The sequence below is a fragment of the Pantoea sp. S-LA4 genome, assembly GCF_054482835.1.
Genome location: NZ_JBTLRC010000002.1, coordinates 202,438 through 221,607 on the forward strand (window position 1 = coordinate 202,438; position 19,170 = coordinate 221,607).

17 protein-coding genes and 2 tRNA genes are annotated in these 19,170 nt (G+C 54.0%); 18 read left to right on the forward strand and 1 reads right to left on the reverse strand.

Going from position 1 to position 19,170, the window contains the following annotated elements; genetic code table 11:
- The first annotated feature begins 112 nt into the window (after positions 1 to 112).
- Positions 113 to 589 carry a transcription elongation factor GreA gene (gene greA, locus ACX3P5_RS01830; protein WP_094122267.1) on the forward strand — a complete coding sequence of 159 codons (477 nt, stop codon included), beginning with the start codon at positions 113 to 115 and terminating at the stop codon, positions 587 to 589.
- A 106-nt stretch (positions 590 to 695) separates the two neighbouring features.
- Here the strand turns inward: greA and yhbY are convergent, their stop codons facing one another.
- Entirely contained in the window at positions 696 to 989 is a 294-nt protein-coding gene (yhbY, locus tag ACX3P5_RS01835) for a ribosome assembly RNA-binding protein YhbY (RefSeq protein WP_008925418.1), read from the reverse strand.
- A 127-nt stretch (positions 990 to 1,116) separates the two neighbouring features.
- On the opposite strand from yhbY, the gene rlmE reads away from it, so the two are divergent.
- The 17 genes from rlmE (at position 1,117) to ACX3P5_RS01920 (ending at position 19,128) form a co-directional block, all read left to right on the forward strand.
- On the forward strand, positions 1,117 to 1,746 hold the full coding sequence (gene rlmE / locus ACX3P5_RS01840; RefSeq protein ID WP_031375418.1) for a 23S rRNA (uridine(2552)-2'-O)-methyltransferase RlmE: 630 nt from the start codon (positions 1,117 to 1,119) through the stop codon (positions 1,744 to 1,746).
- Between the two features lie 113 nt (positions 1,747 to 1,859).
- Entirely contained in the window at positions 1,860 to 3,788 is a 1,929-nt protein-coding gene (ftsH, locus tag ACX3P5_RS01845) for an ATP-dependent zinc metalloprotease FtsH (RefSeq protein WP_094122268.1), read from the forward strand.
- A gap of 80 nt (positions 3,789 to 3,868) precedes the next feature.
- Positions 3,869 to 4,708 carry a dihydropteroate synthase gene (gene folP, locus ACX3P5_RS01850; RefSeq protein ID WP_233985459.1) on the forward strand — a complete coding sequence of 280 codons (840 nt, stop codon included), beginning with the start codon at positions 3,869 to 3,871 and terminating at the stop codon, positions 4,706 to 4,708.
- Positions 4,705 to 6,039, forward strand: a complete 1,335-nt coding sequence (gene glmM, locus ACX3P5_RS01855; protein WP_233985458.1) for a phosphoglucosamine mutase — start codon at positions 4,705 to 4,707, stop codon at positions 6,037 to 6,039. Before folP ends, glmM begins: the two co-directional genes overlap by 4 nt.
- Positions 6,040 to 6,256: 217 nt before the next feature.
- Positions 6,257 to 6,595 (forward strand): preprotein translocase subunit SecG, encoded by a 339-nt coding sequence (gene secG, locus ACX3P5_RS01860; RefSeq protein WP_233985457.1) that lies wholly within the window; start codon positions 6,257 to 6,259, stop codon positions 6,593 to 6,595.
- A 49-nt stretch (positions 6,596 to 6,644) separates the two neighbouring features.
- A tRNA-Leu gene (locus tag ACX3P5_RS01865) sits at positions 6,645 to 6,731 on the forward strand.
- 59 nt (positions 6,732 to 6,790) lie between these two features.
- A tRNA-Met gene (locus ACX3P5_RS01870) sits at positions 6,791 to 6,867 on the forward strand.
- Positions 6,868 to 7,078: 211 nt separating this feature from the next.
- Positions 7,079 to 7,531 (forward strand): ribosome maturation factor RimP, encoded by a 453-nt coding sequence (gene rimP / locus ACX3P5_RS01875; protein ID WP_031375413.1) that lies wholly within the window; start codon positions 7,079 to 7,081, stop codon positions 7,529 to 7,531.
- A gap of 24 nt (positions 7,532 to 7,555) precedes the next feature.
- Entirely contained in the window at positions 7,556 to 9,043 is a 1,488-nt protein-coding gene (gene nusA / locus ACX3P5_RS01880; protein WP_031375412.1) for a transcription termination factor NusA, read from the forward strand.
- 17 nt (positions 9,044 to 9,060) lie between these two features.
- Complete coding sequence (infB, locus tag ACX3P5_RS01885; RefSeq protein WP_233985456.1) at positions 9,061 to 11,754, forward strand: translation initiation factor IF-2; 2,694 nt, start codon at positions 9,061 to 9,063, stop codon at positions 11,752 to 11,754.
- A gap of 65 nt (positions 11,755 to 11,819) precedes the next feature.
- Entirely contained in the window at positions 11,820 to 12,227 is a 408-nt protein-coding gene (gene rbfA, locus ACX3P5_RS01890) for a 30S ribosome-binding factor RbfA (RefSeq protein ID WP_233988229.1), read from the forward strand.
- The gene (truB, locus tag ACX3P5_RS01895) at positions 12,227 to 13,171 is read left to right on the forward strand and encodes a tRNA pseudouridine(55) synthase TruB (protein ID WP_458968205.1); all 945 of its coding nucleotides are present in this window, start codon (positions 12,227 to 12,229) and stop codon (positions 13,169 to 13,171) included. The genes rbfA and truB overlap by 1 nt, the downstream gene beginning before the upstream one ends.
- Positions 13,172 to 13,302: 131 nt before the next feature.
- Positions 13,303 to 13,572 carry a 30S ribosomal protein S15 gene (rpsO, locus tag ACX3P5_RS01900; protein ID WP_003851063.1) on the forward strand — a complete coding sequence of 90 codons (270 nt, stop codon included), beginning with the start codon at positions 13,303 to 13,305 and terminating at the stop codon, positions 13,570 to 13,572.
- A gap of 311 nt (positions 13,573 to 13,883) precedes the next feature.
- Entirely contained in the window at positions 13,884 to 16,019 is a 2,136-nt protein-coding gene (pnp, locus tag ACX3P5_RS01905) for a polyribonucleotide nucleotidyltransferase (protein ID WP_094122277.1), read from the forward strand.
- A gap of 129 nt (positions 16,020 to 16,148) precedes the next feature.
- Positions 16,149 to 17,033 carry a lipoprotein NlpI gene (nlpI, locus tag ACX3P5_RS01910; RefSeq protein ID WP_233985454.1) on the forward strand — a complete coding sequence of 295 codons (885 nt, stop codon included), beginning with the start codon at positions 16,149 to 16,151 and terminating at the stop codon, positions 17,031 to 17,033.
- Between the two features lie 105 nt (positions 17,034 to 17,138).
- Positions 17,139 to 17,195, forward strand: coding sequence for a protein YrbN (gene yrbN, locus ACX3P5_RS01915; RefSeq protein WP_098053093.1), 57 nt, complete (start codon positions 17,139 to 17,141; stop codon positions 17,193 to 17,195).
- Between the two features lie 16 nt (positions 17,196 to 17,211).
- Complete coding sequence (locus ACX3P5_RS01920; RefSeq protein ID WP_233985453.1) at positions 17,212 to 19,128, forward strand: DEAD/DEAH family ATP-dependent RNA helicase; 1,917 nt, start codon at positions 17,212 to 17,214, stop codon at positions 19,126 to 19,128.
- The last annotated feature ends 42 nt before the right edge of the window (positions 19,129 to 19,170 follow it).

Here is a 19,170-nt window from a genome sequence, read left to right on the forward strand (position 1 = left end):
TGGGTCAGGATTCTTTTGTTTGCAAAACGGGCTAATGCGTCGCAGAACGCTTTTTTCTGCAGTCACCGGTCAGGATGACACCGTTAAACAGGATAGATGACGAGGAGCTTAAATGAATCAGATTCCGATGACGTTAAGAGGCGCTGAAAGATTGCGCGAAGAGCTGAACGAGCTGAAAACCGTGAAGCGTCCGCGCATTATTGCCTCTATCGCTGACGCGCGCGAGCATGGCGACCTGAAAGAGAATGCGGAATACCATGCCGCACGTGAAGAACAGGGTTTCTGTGAAGGCCGCATTCAGGAGATTGAAGCCAAACTCTCCAATGCGCAGGTCATTGACGTGACCCAGATGCCAAAAACCGGCCGCGTGATTTTCGGCGCGACGGTTACCGTGCTGAATATCGAGACCGATGAAGAGTCGACCTATCGTATCGTGGGTGATGACGAAGCGGATTTTAAGCAAAATCTGATTTCGGTCAATTCACCGATGGCACGTGGCCTGGTGGGTAAAGAGGCCGATGATGTGGCCATTATCAAAACCCCTGGCGGCGATGTTGAATATGAAATCCTGAAGGTGGAATACCTTTAAGATGTTGCTACGCTTTGAAAAGCGTTAAAGCACAATGTAAAGAAAGGAAAAAGGCCGCATTGCGGCCTTTTATCTGAGGTAAGAGCATGGCACTTTCTTTGCCCACTTAACGTGGCAGAGAAATTTTGCTCTCTTTAGAAGGGCGATACAGCACCAGCGTTTTGCCGATCACCTGTACGTTGCTGGCGCCGGTTTCACGCACGATAGCCTCAACGATCAGCTGCTTTGTTTCACGATCTTCTGAGGCAATTTTCACCTTGATCAGTTCGTGATGGGCCAGAGCCTGCTCGATTTCGGCCAGCACGCCTTCGGTCAGGCCATTACCACCCAGCATAACCACTGGCTTGAGCGGATGGGCGAGGCCCTTGAGGTGCTGTTTTTGTTTGGTACTTAGATTCATCGTAGTTTTTTACTTACTCAGGGATTGAAAACGGTTCATTCTACCGCCATCTCGGGTATATCACCAAATCGACGCAACCCATTGCGTGCAGGTTTATCGCTACGATGACGATTTAGTTGGAAATATTATGACGGGTAAAAAGCGTTCGGCCAGCTCCAGCCGCTGGCTCCAGGAACACTTTAGCGATAAATATGTGCTTCAGGCGCAGAAAAAAGGGTTGCGTTCGCGCGCCTGGTTTAAACTTGATGAAATACAACAGGGTGACAAGCTTTTCAAACCCGGCATGACCGTGGTAGATCTGGGTGCTGCACCCGGTGGCTGGTCACAATATGTGGTACAGCAAATTGGGAACAAAGGGCGCGTTATTGCCTGTGATATCCTGCCTATGGATCCGATTGTCGGTGTCGATTTCCTTCAGGGCGATTTTCGTGAAGAATCGGTGATCAATGCGCTGCTTGAGCGCGTCGGCGATCAGAAAGTTCAGGTTGTCATGTCCGATATGGCACCGAACATGAGTGGTACACCTGCCGTAGATATTCCCCGGTCGATGTATTTAGTCGAGCTGGCGCTGGAAATGTGTCGGGATATCCTGGCACCTGGCGGCAGCTTTGTAGTGAAAGTGTTTCAGGGAGATGGCTTCGATGAATACCTGCGGGAAATTCGCTCCCTGTTTACGAAAGTGAAAATTCGTAAGCCGGACGCTTCACGGTCACGTTCACGTGAAGTGTACATTGTGGCGACTGGGCGCAAACTATAACCAAATTGCTGGAGAAGTCCGCAGTTTTGCTGCGATTCCATGTATGAAGGATCTATAGTACCCTACGCTATCTGTTAACACCGTTGTAATATGAGGTTAATCCCTTGAGTGACATGGCGAAAAACCTGATTCTCTGGTTAGTCATCGCGGTCGTGCTGATGTCAGTATTCCAGAGCTTTGGGCCCAGCGAGTCGAATGGCCGTAGGGTTGATTATTCAACCTTCCTGTCGGAAGTGAACCAGGATCAGGTCCGCGAGGCACGTATTAACGGGCGTGAAATTAACGTTATTAAAAAAGACAGCAATAAATATACCACCTACATTCCTGTCAATGATCCCAAGTTGCTCGATAACCTCTTGACCAAAAACGTCAAAGTGGTTGGCGAACCACCGGAAGAGCCAAGCCTGCTGGCCTCGATCTTCATTTCGTGGTTCCCGATGCTGCTGCTGATCGGTGTGTGGATCTTCTTTATGCGTCAAATGCAGGGCGGCGGCGGCAAGGGCGCGATGTCCTTCGGCAAGAGCAAAGCCCGCATGCTGACGGAAGACCAGATTAAAACCACTTTCGCCGACGTTGCCGGGTGTGACGAAGCGAAAGAGGAAGTCGCCGAGCTGGTGGAATATCTGCGTGAACCGAGCCGCTTCCAGAAGCTGGGCGGTAAGATTCCGAAAGGCGTGCTGATGGTCGGTCCTCCGGGTACCGGTAAAACCCTGCTGGCGAAAGCAATTGCCGGTGAAGCGAAGGTGCCTTTCTTTACCATCTCCGGTTCTGACTTCGTTGAAATGTTTGTCGGTGTCGGCGCATCCCGTGTGCGTGACATGTTCGAACAGGCCAAAAAAGCCGCGCCGTGCATCATCTTTATCGATGAGATCGATGCGGTAGGCCGTCAGCGTGGCGCAGGTTTAGGCGGTGGTCATGATGAACGTGAGCAGACGCTGAACCAGATGCTGGTTGAGATGGATGGTTTCGAAGGTAACGAAGGCATTATCGTTATCGCCGCAACTAACCGTCCTGACGTGCTTGACCCGGCGCTGCTGCGTCCAGGCCGCTTCGACCGTCAGGTTGTGGTGGGCTTGCCAGACGTACGTGGCCGTGAGCAGATTCTGAAAGTGCATATGCGCCGTGTGCCGCTGGCGACCGATATAGATGCAGCAATCATTGCGCGTGGTACGCCGGGCTTCTCCGGTGCTGACCTGGCTAACCTTGTCAACGAAGCGGCGCTGTTTGCTGCCCGTTCGAACAAGCGTGTGGTGTCGATGGTTGAGTTTGAGAAAGCGAAAGACAAAATCATGATGGGTGCGGAACGTCGCTCCATGGTGATGACGGAAGCGCAGAAAGAGTCAACCGCGTATCACGAAGCAGGCCATGCCATTATCGGACGCCTGGTGCCAGAGCACGATCCGGTGCACAAAGTGACCATCATTCCGCGCGGTCGTGCGCTGGGTGTGACCTTCTTCCTGCCTGAAGGCGACGCGATCAGCGCCAGCCGTCAGAAACTGGAAAGCCAGATTTCAACGCTGTACGGCGGTCGTCTGGCCGAAGAGATCATCTACGGTGCGGAACGTGTTTCTACCGGTGCGTCGAACGACATCAAAGTCGCGACTAACCTGGCGCGTAACATGGTGACGCAGTGGGGCTTCTCAGAGAAACTGGGTCCACTGCTGTATGCTGAAGAAGAGGGTGAAGTGTTCCTTGGACGTTCCGTCGCGAAAGCGAAACATATGTCCGATGAAACTGCCCGCATTATCGACCAGGAAGTTAAACACCTGATCGACAGCAACTACCAGCGTGCTCGCCGCATTCTGGGTGAGAACATGGACATCCTTCACGCGATGAAAGACGCGCTGATGAAGTATGAAACCATTGATGCACCACAGATCGACGACCTGATGGCGCGCCGCGAAGTGCGTCCGCCAGCGGGCTGGGAAGACCCAGGCAGCAGCAACTCTGACAGCAACGGCACGCCAAAGGCGCCGCGTCCGGTCGATGAACCGCGTACGCCAAACCCAGGCAATACCATGTCAGAGCAGTTCGATAAATAAGACGTCACCTCGTCAGACAAAACCCCGGCTGGTCCGGGGTTTTTTACATCCAGATATTGATCAGCAAGGAGTGATTCGCCATGAAGTTGTTCGCCGGTGATTCCCATCTCGATTTATCCTTTCCCCATGTGATGGGTATTTTAAATGTCACGCCCGACTCCTTTTCCGATGGCGGTAAACATAACGCGCTGGTCGATGCGCTGACGCACACCAATGAGATGGTCAATGCTGGCGCGACCATCATCGATGTCGGCGGTGAATCGACCCGTCCAGGGGCAGATGAGGTCAGCGTCGAGCAGGAGCTGGAGCGCGTCATTCCGGTGGTCGAAGCGATTGCCCAGCGTTTCGAGGTCTGGATCTCGGTTGATACCTCCAAAGCTGAGGTGATTCGTGAATCAGCGCGAGTGGGCGCTCACATCATTAATGATGTTCGCTCGCTCTCCGAGCCAGGTGCGCTGGAAGCTGCCGCTGCGACCGGTCTGCCGGTCTGTTTAATGCATATGCAGGGCGAACCCCGCACCATGCAGCAGGCGCCGCACTATGAAAACATCCTGAGCGAAGTGGACACTTACTTCGCACAGCAGATTGCGCGTTGCGAAGCGGCAGGAATCAAAAAAGAGCGGCTGATACTCGACCCGGGCTTCGGTTTCGGTAAAAATCTTAGCCACAACTATGAACTGCTGGCTCACCTCAGCGATTTTCACCATTTCGGCCTGCCTCTGCTGGTAGGCATGTCGCGCAAATCGATGATAGGTCAGTTGTTGAATGTCGGTCCGTCACAGCGTTTAACCGGCAGCCTGAGCTGCGCGGTCATCGCTGCCATGCAGGGAGCACAGATTATCCGTGCTCATGATGTTAAAGAGACGGCCGAAGCGATGCGCGTGGTCGAAGCGACCCGAAGAGCAAAAGGAGCATCATGAGTAATCGTAAATATTTCGGTACAGATGGCATTCGTGGCAAAGTCGGTGAAGCGCCAATCACCCCTGATTTCGTCCTGAAGCTGGGCTGGGCCGCAGGGAAAGTATTGGCGCGTCACGGTTCGAAAAAGATCATTATCGGTAAGGACACGCGCATCTCCGGCTACATGCTGGAGTCAGCCTTAGAAGCCGGTCTGGCTGCCGCTGGCCTGACCGCGGCCTTTACCGGGCCGATGCCGACGCCAGCTATCGCCTATCTGACCCGGACCTTCCGCGCAGAAGCGGGGATCGTGATTTCGGCCTCGCATAATCCGTTCGACGATAACGGCATTAAATTCTTCTCCTCTGAAGGCACCAAGTTGCCGGACGATGTTGAAGAGGCGATCGAACTGGAGATGGAAAAACCGATTACCTGTGTCGAATCCGCCTTGCTGGGCCGTGCCAGCCGTATCGTTGATGCCGCCGGACGCTACATTGAATTTTGTAAGGGCACTTTTCCCAGCGAGCTTAACCTCAACGGCCTGAAAATCGTGGTCGACTGTGCCAACGGCGCGACCTACCACATTGCACCCAATGTGCTGCGTGAGCTCGGTGCCACGGTCATCGCTATTGCCACTCAGCCAGATGGGATGAACATCAACAAAGAGTGCGGCGCGACCGATCTGAAAATGCTGCAACAGCGGGTGCTGGCGGAAAAAGCGGATATCGGGCTGGCCTATGATGGTGACGGCGATCGCATCATGATGATTGACCACCTGGGCGAAAAGGTCGATGGCGACCAGATTCTCTACATCATCGCGCGTGAAGGGCTACGTCAGGGCCAGCTGCGCGGCGGCGTCGTCGGCACGCTGATGAGCAATATGGGCCTGGAGTTAGCACTGAAGCAGCTCGGTATTCCATTTGCCAGGGCAAAAGTGGGTGACCGCTATGTGCTGGAGAAGATGCAGGAGAAAGGCTGGCGGCTGGGCGCAGAGAACTCCGGTCATGTGATTCTGCTGGATAAAACCACCACCGGCGACGGTATCGTGGCAAGTTTGCAAGTACTTACTGCGATGGTGCGCAACCACATGAGCCTGCATGACTTGTGCAGCGGCATGAAAATGCTGCCTCAGGTGCTGGTCAACGTGCGTTTTACCGGCGAAGGCGATCCGCTGCAGAGCGAAGCGGTGAAGACCGCAACGGTAGAAGTGGAAAAAGCGCTGGCGGGTCGTGGTCGGGTGTTACTGCGCAAGTCAGGCACTGAACCGTTGATTCGGGTGATGGTGGAAGGCGAAAACGAAGCGCAGGTCACCGAGCTGGCCAACCGGATTGCCGACCAGGTAAAGGCGTTTTAATGCGCTGACAGGCGGTTCGCAGGTTACCGAACCGCCTGTAAAATCACCGGGATGGCGTTTTTTTCTGCAATCGGTTGGGGTGATGAAAATTGCGCTTGCAGAGGTATCCGCCTTTGGTTAGTATTCACACCCGCTTCTGATGGGTGATGACGAGACTCCCCATCAATACTGGTTGAAGCTTTAACTGTACGATTATCGTGCAAGGAACAGGTTGAATATGTACGAAGCTCTTTTAGTTGTTTTCCTTATTGTAGCTATCGCCCTCGTGGGTATGATCATGCTGCAGCAAGGCAAAGGCGCTGATATGGGAGCCTCATTCGGTGCAGGCGCATCCGGTACGCTGTTTGGTTCTACGGGTTCAGGCAATTTCATGACGCGTACTACCGGCATCTTAGCGGCATTGTTCTTCATCATCAGCCTGGTTCTCGGTAACCTGAACAGTAATAAAGCGTCAAAAGGAAGCGAGTGGGAAAATCTTTCTGCGCCGGCGCAGTCTTCTCAACAGACTGAAAAGCCAGCTCAACCGGTTACGCCGGGCAGCGATATTCCTAAGTAAGATCGTCAGCACAACGAATCGTTGTGGTCAGTGAAGTGTCAGAAGCAGTGCCGTGGTGGTGGAATTGGTAGACACGCTACCTTGAGGTGGTAGTGCCCGATTGGGCTTACGGGTTCAAGTCCCGTCCTCGGTACCAAATCTTAGTATTACTTGCATTTTATGCAGGTTTGGCGTATTATTCGCCACGTTTTCGGACGCGGGGTGGAGCAGCCTGGTAGCTCGTCGGGCTCATAACCCGAAGGTCGTCGGTTCAAATCCGGCCCCCGCAACCACTTTCCCTTTGAGTTCTTTTTCAAATATACTGTGTGCATCGACGGACGCATTCACGGCTCATTTTTGAAAGAAAATTCTTTGGATGGAGTCCGGGCCGCATCGCGGCGTACAGGGTCCAGTGATTAAAAGCCCCGAATATTCGGGGTTTTTTGTTATTAGCGAATCGTAATACTGGGCTATAGGCCCTTTTTTTATGTCTTGGGGGTGGGCTTGTCCACATTAGAGCAAAAATTGACAGAGTTGGTATCGGCTCCGGTAGAAGCGCTGGGCTACGAACTGGTTGGAATTGAATTCGTTCGTGGTCGCACATCAACCCTGCGCATCTATATTGATAGTGAAGATGGCATCAATGTCGATGATTGCGCCGATGTCAGCCACCAGGTAAGTGCCGTAATGGATGTGGAAGATCCCATTACCGTGCCTTACAACCTTGAAGTCTCCTCACCGGGACTCGATCGTCCTCTGTTCACTGCAGAACACTATGTCCGTTTTATGGGCGATGAAGTGAGTCTGGTGCTGCGTATGGCCGTTCAGAACCGCCGTAAATGGCAGGGAATCATCAAGTCCGTTGATGGCGAGATGATCACGGTGAACGTTGAGGGTAACGATGAAGTGTTCGCGCTGAGTAATATTCAGAAAGCGAACCTGGTCCCCCACTTTTAAAAGTCCGGATTGAGGCTAACCAGGATGAACAAAGAGATCTTAGCTGTTGTAGAAGCCGTTTCTAACGAAAAAGCCCTGCCGCGTGAGAAAATCTTCGAAGCGCTGGAGAGCGCGCTGGCGACTGCGACCAAGAAAAAGTACGAGCAAGAAATTGACGTACGCGTCAGCATTGATCGCAGAAGTGGCGATTTCGATACGTTCCGCCGTTGGGAAATCGTAGAAGAGGTGACGCAGCCGACGCGCGAGATCACGCTGGATGCGGCCCGCTTCGAAGATGAAGCATTCAATCTGGGCGAATATGTCGAAGATCAGATTGAATCGGTCACTTTTGACCGTATCACCACCCAGACCGCTAAACAGGTTATCGTGCAAAAAGTGCGTGAAGCTGAGCGCGCTATGGTGGTTGATCAGTTCCGTGAGCAGGAAGGCGAAATTATTACTGGCGTGGTGAAGAAAGTTAACCGCGACAATATTTCCCTCGACTTAGGCAGCAATGCCGAAGCCGTGATTCTGCGCGAAGATATGCTGCCGCGTGAAAACTTCCGCCCAGGCGACCGTATTCGTGGCGTGCTCTATTCTGTTCGCCCGGAAGCGCGTGGCGCGCAACTGTTCGTGACGCGTTCCAAACCGGAAATGCTGATTGAACTGTTCCGCATTGAAGTGCCAGAAATTGGCGAAGAAGTGATTGAAATTAAAGCCGCTGCTCGTGATCCGGGCTCGCGCGCTAAAATTGCAGTCAAGACCAACGACAAACGTATCGATCCGGTCGGTGCCTGTGTGGGTATGCGCGGCGCGCGTGTCCAGGCGGTTTCCAGTGAACTGGGTGGCGAGCGTATCGATATCGTGCTGTGGGACGACAACCCGGCGCAGTTTGTTATCAACGCTATGGCGCCGGCTGATGTGGCGTCAATCGTGGTTGATGAAGATAACCACACCATGGATATCGCCGTAGAAGCTGGCAATCTGGCTCAGGCGATCGGCCGTAACGGCCAAAACGTGCGTCTCGCTTCACAGCTGAGTGGCTGGGAGCTGAACGTAATGACCGTCGATGATCTGCAGGCCAAACATCAGGCTGAAGCCCATGCAGCAATCGATATGTTCACCAAACATCTCGACATCGACGAAGAGTTCGCCACCGTACTGGTGGAAGAGGGCTTCTCTTCGCTGGAAGAACTGGCCTACGTGCCAATCAACGAGCTGTTGGAAATTGACGGCCTCGACGAAGAGACCATTGAAGCCCTGCGTGAACGAGCAAAAAATGCGTTAACCACCCTGGCACTGGCGAAAGAAGAGAGCCTTGGTAACCAGCAGCCCGCTGAGGATCTTCTGAATCTTGAAGGTCTGGATCGTGCTCTGGCTTTCCGCCTGGCGTCGAAAGGCGTTTGCACGCTGGAAGATCTCGCTGAGCAAGGTGTTGACGATCTGACGGATATTGAAGGCATGTCTGATGAGCAAGCCGGCGCGCTGATTATGGCCGCCCGTAATATCTGCTGGTTCGGCGATGACGCGTAATAACAGGAAGGAACAGCATGACAGATGTAACCGTAAAATCGCTGGCCGCAGAAATTCAGACTCCGGTCGATCGCCTGGTACAGCAATTTGCTGATGCGGGGATCCCTAAGTCTGAAAATGACGCAGTGACCCAGCACGAGAAAGAAACCTTATTGTCTCACCTGAATCGTGAGCACGGTCAGGTCGGTTCAGCTAAGCTGACGCTGCAGCGTAAAACGCGCAGCACCTTGAATATTCCAGGCACCGGGGGTAAAAGTAAGTCGGTGCAAATCGAAGTCCGCAAAAAGCGCACATACGTGAAAGGTGATGCAGAGTCTGAGCAAGCTCAGGCCGAAGCAGAAGCCGAGGCGCAGCGTGAAGCGGAAGAGCAGGCGCAACGCGAGGCTGAAGAAAAAGCCCGTCGCGAAGCTGAACAGAAAGCGCAACGTGAAGCCGAAGAGAAAGCCAAGCGCGAAGCCGCTGACAAGGCCAAACGTGCAGCAGCGGAAAATGAGAAAGTGACAAATCAACCTACCGACGAAGTGACCAAGGCTGCGCAGTCCGATAAAGCCCGTCGCGAAGCTGAAGCTGCCGAACTGAAGCGTAAAGCTGAAGAAGAAGCCCGCCGTAAGCTTGAAGAGGCTGCCCGCCTCGTAGCAGAAGAAGCCCGCCGTCTGGCCGAAGAGAAATCAGCGGAATGGGAAAAACCGGAAGAAGAAGATAAAGGCGACTATCACGTCACCACTTCCACCCATGCCCGTCAGGCTGAAGATGAAAACGACCGTCAGGTTGAAGCGGGTCGTGCGCGTGCGCGCACCACCGCTAAAGCGGCGCGTCCGGCGAAAAAAGGCAACAAACATTCTGAAGCCAAAACTGACCGTGAAGAAGCGCGTGCGCAGATTCGTGGTGGTAAAGGCGGTAAGCATCGCAAACCAAGCGCCTTGCAGCAGGGCTTTAACAAGCCGGCACAAGCGGTTAACCGCGATGTCGTGATTGGCGAAACTATCACCGTAGCCGAACTGGCGAACAAAATGGCGGTGAAAGGTTCTCTGGTCATCAAAGCGATGATGAAGATGGGCGCTATGGCGACCATCAACCAGGTTATCGATCAGGAAACTGCACAACTCGTTGCCGAAGAGATGGGCCACAAAGTGACCCTGCGTCGTGAAAACGAGCTGGAAGAAGCGGTAATGGACGATCGTGATACCGATGCAGCGCAGGAATCCCGCGCGCCGGTTGTGACCATCATGGGCCACGTCGACCACGGTAAAACCTCCCTGCTGGATTACATCCGCTCAACCAAAATCGCCTCTGGCGAAGCGGGCGGCATTACCCAGCACATCGGTGCTTACCACGTTGAAACCGATAACGGCATGGTCACCTTCCTCGACACCCCAGGCCACGCCGCGTTTACCGCGATGCGTGCACGTGGTGCGCAGGCAACGGACATCGTTATCCTGGTGGTGGCAGCAGACGATGGCGTGATGCCACAGACTGTCGAAGCTATTCAGCACGCCAAAGCGGCCAAAGTGCCGGTTGTGGTTGCGGTGAACAAGTGTGATAAGCCTGAAGCCGATCCGGATCGCGTTAAAAACGAACTGACTCAGTACGGTATCATTCCGGAAGAGTGGGGCGGCGAAAACATGTTCGTTAACGTCTCTGCGAAAGCGGGTACCGGCATTGACGATCTGCTTAACGCTATCCTGCTGCAGGCGGAAGTACTGGAACTGACCGCTATCCGTGAAGGTATGGCGAGCGGCGTGGTGATCGAATCGTTCCTCGACAAAGGTCGTGGTCCGGTGGCAACCGTGCTGGTGCGTGAAGGTACGCTGAACAAAGGCGATATCGTGCTGTGTGGTTTCGAGTATGGCCGCGTTCGTGCTATGCGTGACGAACTGGGTCGCGAAGTCATGGAAGCGGGTCCATCTATCCCGGTTGAGATCCTGGGTCTGTCCGGCGTGCCGGCTGCCGGTGATGAAGCGACCGTGGTCCGTGACGAGAAGAAAGCGCGTGAAGTGGCACTTTATCGTCAGGGCAAATTCCGCGAAGTTAAACTGGCTCGCCAGCAGAAATCTAAGCTGGAGAACATGTTTGCTAACATGACCGAAGGCGAAGTGTCTGAACTGAACATCGTGCTGAAAGCTGACGTTCAGGGTTCTGTGGAAGCGATCTCCGACTCCCTGCTGAAACTCTCCACCGACGAAGTGAAGGTGAAGATTGTCGGTTCAGGCGTGGGCGGGATCACCGAAACCGATGCGACGCTGGCTGCGGCCTCCAACGCCATCCTTCTGGGCTTTAACGTCCGTGCCGATGCCTCTGCGCGTCGCGTCATCGATGCCGAAAGCCTGGATCTGCGCTACTACTCCGTCATCTATAACCTGATTGACGAAGTGAAAGCGGCGATGAGCGGTATGCTGGCGCCGGAATACAAACAGCAGATCATTGGTCTGGCTGAAGTCCGCGACGTGTTCAAGTCACCGAAATTCGGTGCCGTGGCAGGTTGTATGGTGACCGAAGGTAACATCAAGCGTCACAATCCAATCCGCGTCCTGCGTGACAACGTGGTGATTTACGAAGGCGAGCTGGAGTCACTCCGTCGCTTTAAAGATGACGTCAACGAAGTGCGTAACGGCATGGAGTGCGGTATCGGCGTGAAGAACTACAACGATGTCCGCGTTGGCGACATGATCGAAGTCTTTGAAGTGATTGAAGTTAAACGCACCATCGCGTAAGTCACTGCTGATGTGATGCAATTTGGGAGGCCACTGGCCTCCCGAATTATTTGGGAGAAATAATGATGGCGAAAGAATTTGGTCGCCCGCAGCGCGTTTCACAAGAGCTGCAAAAAGAGATTGCGATGATCCTGCAACGCGAGATTAAAGATCCGCGTCTTGGCATGATGGTTACCGTCTCCGGGGTTGAAGTCTCACGTGACCTGGCCTACGCCAAAGTGTTCGTGACCTTCCTGAATGATAAAGATGAAGAAGCGGTTAAAAATGGCCTGAAAGCGCTGAAAGAAGCGTCAGGTTATATCCGCATTCTGCTCGGCAAAGCGATGCGCCTGCGTATCGTGCCTGAGCTGACCTTCTTCTACGACAACTCGTTGATCGAAGGGATGCGCATGTCTAACCTCGTCAGCAGCGTCGTGAAAAACGATGCCGAGCGCCGTGGCCCTGACGCCACCGGTGATGACGAGGAGGCGTAATGAGTCGTCCGCGTCGTCGCGGTCGCGACGTCCATGGCGTGTTGTTGCTGGATAAGCCACAAGGCGTCTCGTCGAATGATGTGCTGCAGAAAGTGAAGCGTATTTTTAACGCCAACCGCGCAGGACATACCGGCGCGCTTGATCCGCTGGCCACCGGCATGTTGCCGATTTGCCTGGGTGAAGCGACTAAGTTTTCGCAGTACCTGCTGGACTCCGACAAGCGTTATCGGGTCATCGCTCGCCTTGGTGAGCGTACCGATACCTCTGATGCCGATGGCAACGTGGTGCAGACGCGTCCGGTGAACTTTACCCAGGCAGAACTGGATACGGCGCTGGAAGGTTTCCGCGGCGAAACGCTGCAGGTGCCGTCGATGTTTTCCGCGTTAAAGCATCAGGGCCGGCCACTGTATGAATATGCGCGCCAGGGCATTGAGATTGCGCGCGAGCCGCGTCCCATCACCGTCTACGAATTGCAATTTATTCGCTGGGAAGGTGATGAGCTGGAGCTGGAAATCCACTGCTCCAAAGGGACCTATATCCGCACTATCATTGATGATCTGGGCGAGAAACTCGGCTGTGGTGCGCACGTTATCATGCTGCGTCGGGTGCAGGTTGCACGCTATCCCTATGAGCGGATGGTGACGCTGGAACAGCTCCATAGCTTACTGGCTGAGGCGACCGAAGCCGGGATTCCGCTGGAAACCCAGCTGGACCCGCTGCTGCTGCCGATGGACAGTCCTGCCGCAGATTTCCCTGAAGTGAATTTGTTGTCTGCGGTTGCGGCATACTTCAAACAGGGTCAGCCGGTGCAGGCCAGCAATGTGCCGGCACAGGGGCTGGTGCGTGTCACTGAAGGTGAAGCGCGTAAATTTATCGGTATGGCGGAAATCGCCGACGATGGCCGTGTGGCACCGCGGCGTTTAGTGGTTGAATATCAGGATTAAGCGGCGTGTCGCTTTTTCGCTGATAGCGCATTTGCGTTGCTATCAGCCGAAGAGTAGAATAGCGCGGCTTTAAAGCGGGATGCTGAATTAGAGATCGGCACCCATACATTCATTTTTTACTGGAGTTTATTATGTCTCTAAGCGTAGAAGCTAAAGCAGAGATCGTTGCTAAATATGGCCGTGGTGCTAACGACAGCGGTTCAACTGAAGTTCAGGTTGCCCTGTTGACCGCGCAGATTACCCATCTGCAGGGTCACTTCTCTGAGCACAAAAAAGACCACCACAGCCGCCGCGGTCTGCTGCGCATGGTATCTCAGCGTCGTAAGCTGCTGGACTACCTGAAGCGTAAAGACGTTGCACGCTACAGCAGCCTGATCGAAAGTCTCGGTCTGCGTCGCTAAGTCTGAAAAATCGGGTCGCCGGGGCGTTATGCAGAGTTTCTGCACCAGACGTGTCTTGCGATCGGATTTGTGCGAGTTTCGTGAAGAGGGGGCCTTTATGGCCCCTTTTTTCGAGCAATCGGCAGCAATCCGGACCAAACTCATGTATTGTTGCTTAGTGTGATCTTTGTTTGCAGAGTTTCGCGCGGCTAATGAGAGGCTTTACCGCAGGGGCGGTTAAGGGTTGTCATTAGTCGCGAGGGATGCAACTGAAGATCGGTGATCAATGGCAGGCTTCAGATAGCCGTGCCCCGAAGTTAAGGACTTTGATTTTGCTGAATCCGATCGTACGCAAATTCCAATATGGTCAACATACCGTCACGCTGGAAACCGGCATGATGGCTCGCCAGGCGACTGCCGCTGTTATGGTGAGCATGGACGATACCGCGGTGTTCGTCACCGTTGTAGGTCAGAAAAAATCTAAACCAGGTCAGGACTTCTTCCCACTGACCGTAAACTATCAGGAGCGTACTTACGCTGCTGGTCGTATCCCGGGTAGCTTCTTCCGTCGCGAAGGCCGCCCAAGCGAAGGCGAAACGCTGATTGCGCGTCTGATTGACCGCCCGATTCGTCCGCTGTTCCCGGAAGGCTTTGTTAACGAAGTTCAGGTTATTGCAACCGTGGTTTCCGTAAACCCACAGGTTCACCCGGACATCGTGGCCATGATCGGTGCGTCTGCTGCGCTGGCACTTTCTGGCCTGCCATTTAACGGCCCAATCGGCTCGGCGCGCGTCGGCTATATCAACGATCAATATGTGCTGAACCCAACGGCCGATGAACTGAAACAGTCTCGGCTGGATCTGGTGGTAGCCGGTACGCAGAATGCCGTTCTGATGGTGGAATCTGAAGCTGAGATCCTGTCAGAAGAGCAGATGCTGGGCGCCGTGGTCTTTGGCCACGATCAGCAGCAGGTTGTTATCGAAAACATTAATGCACTGGTTGCCGAAGCGGGCAAACCACGCTGGGACTGGCAGCCAGAAGCCGCCAACACCGCGCTGATTTCTCGCGTGGCTGCGCTGGCTGAATCGCGTATCAGCGATGCTTACCGCATCACGGATAAGCAGGAGCGTTATACCCAGGTTGGCGTGATCAAAGATGAAACTATCGCTGCGCTGCTGGCTGAAGATGAAACACTGGATAGCGCTGAAATTGGCGATATCGTTCACAGCCTTGAAAAGAATGTGGTTCGTACCCGCATCCTGAACGGCGAGCCGCGCATCGACGGTCGTGAGAAAGACATGATCCGTGGTCTGGATGTGCGTACAGGCGTGCTGCCACGTACTCACGGTTCTTCGCTGTTCACCCGTGGTGAAACGCAGGCGCTGGTCACCGCAACGCTGGGTACCACCCGCGATGCGCAGAACCTGGATGAGCTGATGGGCGAACGTACCGACAGCTTCCTGTTCCACTACAACTTCCCTCCGTACTCTGTTGGTGAGACCGGTATGGTTGGCTCGCCTAAGCGTCGTGAAATTGGTCACGGTCGTCTGGCGAAGCGCGGCGTGTTGGCCGTGATGCCAAAAGCGGAAGAATTCCCGTACACCGTTCGTGTGGTGTCTGAAATCACCGAGTCAAACGGCTCCTCATCAATGGCCTCTGTCTGTGGTGCCTCACTGGCGCTGATGGATGCAGGCGTTCCGATCAAGGCTGCTGTTGCCGGTATCGCGATGGGTCTGGTGAAAGAAGACGAGAAGTTTGTGGTTCTGTCTGACATCCTCGGCGACGAAGATCACCTTGGCGATATGGACTTCAAAGTAGCCGGTAGCCGTGAAGGTATCACCGCGCTGCAGATGGACATCAAAATCGAAGGCATCACGCGTGAAATCATGCAGGAAGCGCTGAACCAGGCCAGGGGTGCGCGTCTGCACATTCTCGGCGTTATGGAACAGGCTATCAGCACGCCGCGTACTGAGATTTCTGAATTTGCGCCACGCATTTACACCATCAAAATCAGCTCTGACAAGATCAAAGATGTGATCGGTAAAGGCGGCTCAGTGATTCGTGCACTGACCGAAGAGACTGGCACGACGATCGAAATCGAAGATGATGGCACAGTGAAAATTGCTGCGACCGATGGTCTGAAAGCGAAAGAAGCCATTCGTCGTATCGAAGAGATCACCGCAGAGATCGAAGTGGGCCGCATTTACAGTGGTAAAGTGACCCGCATCGTTGACTTCGGTGCCTTCGTCGCTATCGGCGGCGGTAAAGAAGGTCTGGTTCACATTTCTCAGATCGCTGATAAGCGCGTTGAGAAAGTGACTGACTATCTGCAGATGGGTCAGGAAGTTCCGGTTAAGGTGATGGAAGTTGATCGCCAGGGCCGTGTCCGTCTGAGCATCAAAGAAGCGACAGAATCTAAGCCGCAGACTGAAGAAGCTGCAGCGGTGAGCACACCTGACGCGGAATAAGTCGTTGCTGATTTGCCTCTCCTTGCCTGGCAGGGAGAGGCGTTTGTGTCATCGCGAGGGCGGGAATCCTTGTGCACAGCAGGCGGGTAACAGGATGGTTATCCCAATGTTTGTATTCGGGAGTGGGAAATGAAGCCTTTTCTGCGCTGGTGTTTTGTTGCGACAGCTTTGACGCTGGCAGGATGCAGCAACTCCAATTGGCGTAAGAACGAAGTTCTTGCAGTACCTCTACAGCCCACACTGCAGCAGGAAGTGATTCTGGCGCGCATGGAACAAATTCTTGCCAGTCGCGCCCTCACCGATGATGAACGCGCACAGCTGTTATATGAGCGCGGAGTGTTGTATGATAGTTTAGGTCTGCGGGCATTAGCGCGGAACGATTTTTCGCAAGCGCTGTCTATAAGACCAGATATGCCAGAAGTGTTTAACTACTTAGGCATATATTTAACGCAGGCGGGCAACTTTGATGCCGCCTATGAAGCGTTTGATTCTGTACTTGAGCTTGATCCAACTTACAACTATGCGCATTTAAACCGTGGTATCGCCCTCTATTACGGCGGTCGATACAAGTTAGCGCAAGATGATCTGCTGGCGTTTTATCAAGACGATCCTAACGATCCTTTCCGCAGTCTGTGGCTCTATCTCGTTGAACGTGAGATGGATGTCGACAAGGCAAAAGTCGCGCTTCAACAGCGTCACGACAAAGCGGTCAGAGACCAATGGGGATGGAATATTGTCGAGTTCTACCTGGGTGACATCAACGAAAAGTCGTTGATGGAAAGTCTCCAGGCGGACGCAACGGATAACACCTCGCTCGCTGAACATCTCAGTGAAACCAACTTCTATTTAGGTAAGTACTACCTAAGTCTGGGGGAGAAGGACGACGCGAAAGCGTTGTTCAAACTGGCGGTGGCCAACAACGTCAATAACTTTGTTGAACACCGATACGCATTGTTGGAACTGGCGCAACTCGGCCAGGCACAAGACGATTTATCAGAATCTGACCAGCAATAGCTGACGAACTTTAATTGCCTGTAAAACCTGTCAAGTCATCATCTTCAGGGATGAGGGCTTTTCTGTTCGTCAAAACTTCTAATTTGAGCCGGTTCACACTTTTTGATGAAAATGACTGAAAGTTTTCACGACGAGTTATGTAGACTGGCCGCCGCAATCTAAGAGGCACGTGTACTACATGACTGATATTCAAACCACTTTTGCTGACCTTGGCCTGAACGCCGACATCCTTGAATCACTGAATGGCATGGGCTACGTTAAGCCATCCCCAATCCAGGCTGAGTGTATTCCTCACCTGCTGGCGGGCCGTGACGTGTTAGGCATGGCGCAGACCGGGAGTGGTAAAACTGCGGCCTTCTCGCTGCCGCTGTTACACAACATTGATCCTACTGTTAAAGCGCCACAAATCCTGGTGCTGGCACCGACCCGCGAACTGGCGGTACAGGTTGCTGAAGCAGTTACCGAATTCTCTAAACATATGCGTGGCCTGAACGTGGTTGCCCTGTACGGCGGCCAGCGTTATGACGTCCAGCTGCGCGCACTGCGCCAGGGACCTCAGGTTGTCGTGGGTACGCCTGGTCGTCTGCTTGACCACCTGAAACGCGGCACGTTAGATCTCTCTAACCTGCGCGGCCTGGTGCTGGACGAAGCGGATGAAATGCTGCGTATGGGCTTCATCGAAGACGTTGAAACCATCATGGCGCAGATCCCAGCCGATCATCAGACGGCGCTGTTCTCGGCTACCATGCCGGAAGCGATTCGCCGCATTACTAAACGTTTCATGAAAGATCCTCAGGAAGTGCGTATTCAGTCAAGCATGACGACGCGTCCTGATATCAGCCAGAGCTACTGGACCGCTTACGGTCGTAAAACAGATGCGCTGGTTCGCTTCCTTGAAGCGGAAGACTTTGATGCTGCCATCATCTTCGTGCGGACTAAAAACGCAACGATGGAAGTGGCTGAAGCGCTGGAGCGCAGTGGCTATAACAGCGCCGCGCTGAACGGTGACATGAACCAGGCACTGCGTGAGCAGACGCTGGAGCGCCTGAAAGATGGTCGTCTCGACATCCTGATTGCGACTGACGTTGCGGCCCGTGGCCTGGACGTTGAGCGTATCAGCCTGGTCGTTAACTACGACATCCCGATGGATGCAGAATCTTACGTTCACCGTATCGGCCGTACCGGTCGTGCGGGCCGTGCGGGTCGCGCCCTGCTGTTCGTTGAGAACCGCGAGCGTCGTCTGCTGCGTAACATCGAACGTACCATGAAGCTGACTATCCCTGAAGTTGAGCTGCCAAACGCAGAACTGCTGGGTGAGCGTCGTCTGGCCAAGTTTGCCGCTAAAGTTCAGCAGCAGCTGGAAAGCAGCGATCTGGATCAGTACCGTGCGCTGCTGGCTAAAATGCAGCCAGAAGAAGAGATGGATCTGGAAACGCTGGCAGCTGCACTGCTGAAGATGGCACAGGGCGAACGTCCTCTGATTCTGCCACCAGAAGCACCGCGTCCGGCACGCCGCGAATACCGCGATCGTGACGAGCGTGATGGCCGTCGTGACAGCCGTGAAGCGCGTGACTCACGTGGTCCACGTGAAAGCCGTGATGGCGACCGTCCACGTCGCGAACGTCGTGACGTTGGCGAAATGCAGCTCTACCGCATTGAAGTGGGTCGCGATGATGGTGTTGAAGTTCGTCACATCGTTGGCGCTATCGCTAATGAAGGCGACATCAGCAGCCGTTACATCGGTAACATCAAGCTGTTCGGCACCCACTCAACCATCGAGCTGCCGAAAGGCATGCCAGGCGATGTGCTGCAGCACTTCACCCGTACCCGTATTCTGAACAAGCCGATGAATATGCAGTTACTGGGTGATGCACAGCCGAACGAAGGCCGTGGCGATCGTCGTCCAGCCGGTGGTGGTGAGCGTCGTGGTCCTGCAGGTGCAGGCGCGGGCGCAAACCGTGAAGGTGGTCGTCGCTTCTCTTCAGAACGCCGTGAAGGTGGTCGTGAAGGCGGACGCAGCTTCAACCGTGAAGGCGGTCGTGGTCCACGTCGTGAAGATGGCGGTGCCGCAGCACCACGTCGTCGTGACGCATAACAGACGCTAAGTCGTGATAAAAAGGGAAGCCTTCGGGCTTCC